The sequence below is a fragment of the Dehalococcoides sp. genome (assembly GCF_041654235.1).
Classification (GTDB): domain Bacteria; phylum Chloroflexota; class Dehalococcoidia; order Dehalococcoidales; family Dehalococcoidaceae; genus Dehalococcoides; species Dehalococcoides mccartyi_B.
Genome location: NZ_JBAZDW010000071.1, coordinates 1 through 5,876, shown reverse-complemented (window position 1 = coordinate 5,876; position 5,876 = coordinate 1). Strand labels below are relative to the sequence as shown.

Annotated in this window: 1 protein-coding gene and 3 rRNA genes; all 4 read left to right on the top strand. The window is 48.8% G+C overall.

Translation table 11 applies throughout. The features are described from left to right. Window positions 1-523: 523 nt before the first annotated feature. A 16S ribosomal RNA gene (locus tag WC259_RS07310) occupies window positions 524-2,059 on the top strand. Between the two features lie 312 nt (window positions 2,060-2,371). Then, a 23S ribosomal RNA gene (locus WC259_RS07305) occupies window positions 2,372-5,331 on the top strand. A gap of 84 nt (window positions 5,332-5,415) precedes the next feature. After that, window positions 5,416-5,533, top strand: a 5S ribosomal RNA gene (gene rrf, locus WC259_RS07300). The 16S, 23S and 5S rRNA genes sit together here, the layout of an rRNA operon. A gap of 27 nt (window positions 5,534-5,560) precedes the next feature. Next, window positions 5,561-5,876 (top strand): ATP-binding cassette domain-containing protein (locus WC259_RS07295; RefSeq protein WP_372643947.1); only part of this gene is annotated, 316 nt, incomplete at its 3' end.

Sequence of the window (5,876 nt, the reverse complement as noted above, 5' to 3'; positions counted from 1 at the left end):
AAATCATAAAAAATATTTCCATCGACATCTTCCAATACTATACCTTTTGCTTTTTTGATGGCTAAGGGAGAAGCTTTAGTGACAGTCATCATGTATTTGTCATCCAATGCAATGATCTTTTTTGCATTTTCACCAGGAATATCAGTTTTTACGCATGGCCTAATAAATTCAGACATAACACACCTACCTTCACATAATTAATAATTATACTTGTTTAATTTAACTCAATTGTAGATATTATACCGACAATAGTCAATTCAGGCACTCTTTTCCGTTTTTCACTTTTTTTCCCCCTTCGCTTGACAATTCTGTTTCAATTCATAAAATTGATATCCGTTGTCTTGTACCTTGAAAATTGAAGAATGGTGAAAGTGAAAATCGCTTGTGCGATTTATTAGTAAAGCGACCACATCGCAGTTTGCTCTATGCAAACTGCAAACTTGTAATGTTTTTTAAGTTAGGTAACAAACTAACTTCAGCGAAATGAAACTTGTGAATAGGCAACTATTCATGTTAATAGTTTTGCTCGAAGAGTTTGATCCTGGCTCAGGACTAACGCTGGCAGTGTGCCTTACACATGCAAGTCGGACGGAGGACTTCGGTCCTTAGTGGCAAACGGGTGAGTAATGGATAGGTTATCTACCGGGAAGAGGGGGATACCCCCTCGAAAGAGGGATCAATACCCCGTACGCTCCTTACGGAGGAAAGGTGGTGCAAGCCACCGCTTCCTGATGAGCCTATCTCCTATCAGCTAGTTGGTAAGGTAATGGCTTACCAAGGCTATGACGGGTAGCTGGTCTGAGAGGATGATCAGCCACACTGGAACTGAGACACGGTCCAGACTCCTACGGGAGGCAGCAGTGGGGAATTTTGGGCAATGAGCGAAAGCTTGACCCAGCGACACTGCGTGGGCGAAGAAGATCTTTGGATTGTAAAGCCCTTTTGTTGGGGAGTAAGCGAATGCGCAGGAAATGGCGTGTTCGTTGCAAGTACCCGACGAATAAGCCCCAGCCAACTACGTGCCAGCAGCTGCGGTAATACGTAGGGGGCAAGCGTTGTCCGGAATTACTGGGTGTAAAGGGTGTGCAGGCGTCTTGCTAAGTTGGGTGTGAAATCCCGGAGCTCAACTCCGGAGCGGCATCCAATACTGACAAGATCGAGGTTATGAGAGGGAAGCGGAACTCCCGGTGTAGCGGTGAAATGCGTAGAGATCGGGAAGAACACCAGAGGCGAAGGCGGCTTCCTAACATAATACTGACGCTCAGACACGAAAGCTAGGGGAGCAAACAGGATTAGATACCCTGGTAGTCCTAGCCCTAAACGATGAATACTAGGTGTTGGAGGATTCACTCCTTCAGCGTCGTAGCTAACGCGTTAAGTATTCCACCTGGAAAGTACGGTCGCAAGGCTGAAACTCAAAGGAATTGACGGGTACCCGCACAAGCAGCGAGGCATGTGGTTTAATTCGAGGCTACACGAAGAACCTTACCTGGGCTTGACATGTTGCTGAAAGATCTAAGAAACTAGATCCTTTTTCATAGCAATATGAAAACAGTTTCACAGGTGGTGCATGGTTGTCGTCAGCTCGTGCCGTGAGGTGTAAGGTTAAGTCCTTGAACGAGCGCAACCCACGTCGTTATTTGCCACGGAGCAATCCAGCTACTATAACGATACCGCCGGCGACGAGCCGGAGGAAGGCGTGGACGACGTCAAATCATCACGCCCCTTATGTCCAGGGCTACACACATGCGACAATGGTCGGAACAATGAGTTGCCAAGCAGTAATGCGGAGCTAATCTCCAAAGCCGGCCTCAGTACAGATCGAGGGTTGCAACCCACCCTCGTGAAGATGGAGTTGCTAGTAAACGCAAGTCAGCTATATTGCGTTGAATACGTTCCCGGGTATTGTACACACCGCCCGTCACACCACCCAAGTTGGCTGTACCCGAAAACACATACCCCAACCGCAAGGAGGGGCGTGTTGAAGGTGTGGTCAGTGAGGAGGGTGAAGTCGTAACAAGGCAGGTGTACGAGAACGTGCGCCTGGATCACCTCCTTTCTAAGGAGCTTTGTTTGCGAATCCCTCAACGATGTTGAGAGAGCGTAAACCGATCGAATCGGTCGCGGTGCATAATAAAAAGTACAGTCACAGCGTTTTTCCTTTCCCATTTTTCTTCTTGCCTAGTGCAGGACACGTAAACCCATTTTGTATTATCGTTTAAATGGGTCTGGCACCTGCCCCCACCGGCCAGCCGGCCGGACCGAGGGTAAGGACCTTCTACCTTGACAACTGAATAAGGAAGCGAGTTTAAGGACATTAGTGTAATAGATGAATCCGTCCATTTTTTAAAATTGGATATCGTACATCAGAGAAGAAAATAATAAGGGCACATGGTGAATGCCTTGGTCATAGGAGCCGATGAAGGACGCAGTAAGCCTGCGATAGTCTTCGGGGAGGAGCAAACATCCTTAGATCCGGAGATCTCCGAATGGGGAAACCCGGTCCGTCACAAGCGGATCATCCCGGTCTGAATACATAGGGGCGGGAGGGGAACGGAGCGAACTGAAACATCTTAGTAACTCCAGGAAAAGAAAGTAAACACGATTCCCTAAGTAGTGGCGAGCGAAAAGGGAACAGCCTAAACCGACAGTGTGTCAAGCGCAGCGCGTTGCACTGGCGGGGTTGTAGGACGACTAGGAGGGGGCTGCCCCCCTCGTGAGAGAGACTGACGTAGAAAAACGTCCTGGAAAGGACGGCCGAAGAGAGTGAAAGCCTCGTATTCGAAACGTGAGCCCTCCTCATCAGTTGTTCCTGAGTACCACGGAACATGCAACTCTGTGGGAAGCTAGAGGACCCATCCTCTAAGGCTAAATACTCCATGAACCGATAGTGAACATAGTACCGTGAGGGAAAGGTGAAAAGAACCCCGGAAGGGGAGTGAAATAGAATCTGAAACCATGATGCCTACAATCGGTCAGAGCACGATGGCAGCAATGCCCGTGTCATGGCTTGCCTATTGAAGAATGAGCCGGGGAGTTGTTTGAAAGGAGCCAGGTTAAGTGGACAGCCACGAAGCCGCAGCGAAAGCAAGTCTGAATAGGGCGTTAGTTCCTTCATACAGACCCGAAACCGGGTGATCTACTCATGGTCAGGGTGAAGCGGAATTAAGCCTCCGTGGAGGCCCGAACTCTTTAAGGGTGAAAACTTATGAGATGAACTGTGAGTAGGGGAGAAATTCCAATCGAACCCGGAGATAGCTGGTTCTCTCCGAAATGCATTTAGGTGCAGCTTCGGACGTTCTCGGTCGGAGGTAGAGCACTGAAAAGGCTAGGAGCCCCACCAGGTTACCAAACCTTATCAAACTCCGAATGCCGATCGATTAGAGTCCGGAAGTGAGACTGCGAGTAATAAGATCCGTAGTCAAAAGGGAAACAGCCCAGATCGCCTGCTAAGGTCCCCAATGAGTGCTAAGTGTAAATTAAGGAAGTGAGTATTACTTATACAGCCAGGATGTTGGCTCAGAAGCAGCCATCATTTAAAGAGTGCGTAACAGCTCACTGGTCTAGTGATCTTGCGCCGTAAATGTTCGGGACTAAGCATTCAACCGAAGCAGCGGGCTTTCCGTAAGGGAAGCGGTAGGAGAGCGTTCCTGCATCAGTGAAGGTATACCGTAAGGAGTGCTGGAGAGGCAGGAAGTGAGAATCCCGGCTTGAGTAGCGAAAAACAGAGTGAGAATCTCTGTCACCGGAAGTCTAAGGTTTCCTGGGGAAGGCTTGTCCGCCCAGGGTTAGTCGGTCCTAAGTCGAGGCCGAAAGGCGTAGATAATGGCCAACAGGTTAATATTCCTGTACCACGTGGTCGCGTTATGAGCGATGGAGGGGTGGAGAAGGATAAGGTGTGCCGGGCGTCGGTCGTCCCGGTCCAAGCGTCAAGGGCGAAGCGCAGGTAAATCCACGCTTCATCAACCCAAGGCGTGACGGGGAGTCGCAAGACGAAGCACCCGATTTCATGCTCCCGAGAAAATCTTCTAGCCAGTTACCCCGTGACCGTACCGCAATCCAACACAGGTAGACAAGGAGGTAACCTCCTAAGGTGTACGAAAGAACTCTCGTTAAGGAACTCGGCAAAATAACCCCGTAACTTCGGGACAAGGGGTGCCTCGCTCGTGAGAGCAGGTTGCAATAAATTGGTTCAGGGGACTGTTTAACAAAAACACAGGTTTCTGCTAAGTCGTAAGACGATGTATAGGAGCCGACGCTTGCCCAGTGCTGGAAGGTTACGAGGAGGGGTCAGGGAGTAATCCCGAAGCTCTAAATCTAAGCCCCAGTGAACGGCGGCCGTAACTATAACGGTCCTAAGGTAGCGAAATACCTTGTCGGGTAAGTTCCGACGCGCATGAAAAGCGTAACTACCTGAACGCTGTCTCGACGAGAGATTCGGTGAAATAGCAGTGCCCGTGAAGATGCGGGTTACTTGCAGAAGGACGGAAAGACCCCGTAGAGCTTTACTATAACTTGATATTGCATTCTGTTCGTTTATGTACAGGATAGGTGGGAGACTTTGAAGCGGGATCGTCAGGTTCCGTGGAGTCGTCCTTGGGATACCACCCTTAGACGAATAGGATTCTAACGTCTAGCTTTGAATCAAGCAGACGGACAGTGTCAGGCGGGTAGTTTGACTGGGGCGGTCGCCTCCTAAAGAGTAACGGAGGCGTGCAAAGGTTCCCTCAGCGTGTTTGGAAATCACGCGAAGAGCGCAAAGGTATAAGGGAGCTTAACTGCCTAGACGGACACGTCAAGCAGATACGAAAGTAGGCCTTAGTGATCCGGTGACACCGTATGGAAGGGTCATCGCTCAACGGATAAAAGCTACCTCGGGGATAACAGGCTTATCCTTCCCAAGAGTCCACATCGACGGGAGGGCTTGGCACCTCGATGTCGGCTCGTCGCATCCTGGAGCTGAAGCAGGTTCCAAGGGTTGGACTGTTCGTCCATTAAAGCGGCACGCGAGCTGGGTTCAGAACGTCGTGAGACAGTTCGGTCCTTATCCTCTGCAAGCGCAGGATATTTGAGTGGGTTCACTCCTAGTACGAGAGGATCGGAGTGAGGAGACCTCCAGTGTACCGGTTATTACGCCAGTAATACGAGCCGGGTAGCTGTGTCTCAAGAAATAAATACTGAAAGCATCTAAGTATGAAGTTCCCCTCAAGATGAGATATCCCACCCATAATGGGGTAAGAACACTGGTAGACTACCAGTTTGATAGGCCAGAGCTGGAAACGCTGAGAGGCGCGCAGGTGACTGGTACTAATCGTTCGAGGTTTTCTTCATGATGTTGGATTCATCTGACTCATGTCCAAACAATTCGCTTCCTTGTTTTGTTGCTTGAAAAACAAACAAAGGTTTATGATTTTGGCTGGTGGCGATACCTACGGGGCCACACCCGTTCCCATTCCGAACACGGAAGTTAAGCCCGTAAAGGCCGATGGTACTAGTGTGCGAAAGCTGCTGGGAGAGTAGGAAGCTGCCAGCCTTTGTTAATTCTTGGGTCAAAAAATGTATGATTTATTTTGAAAATATCTCCATCGAATTCGGAGATCGTGTATTATTCAATCCAGCTACTTTCCGAATACCCGATAAAACCAAATGGGGTATTATCGGAAAAAACGGTACCGGTAAAACTTCTTTATTTCGATCTATTCTTGGTGAGATCTCTTTAAAAACAGGTCATATTCAGATTTCTCCTAATAACCGAATCGGTTATCTTCCACAAGATCTTGTCGCTTTACCCAATCTAAGGTTATTGTTATATCTAAAATCACTTTGTGGTATTGAAGCACTAGAACAACGCTTGGCAGAGATTTCTAACACGATAC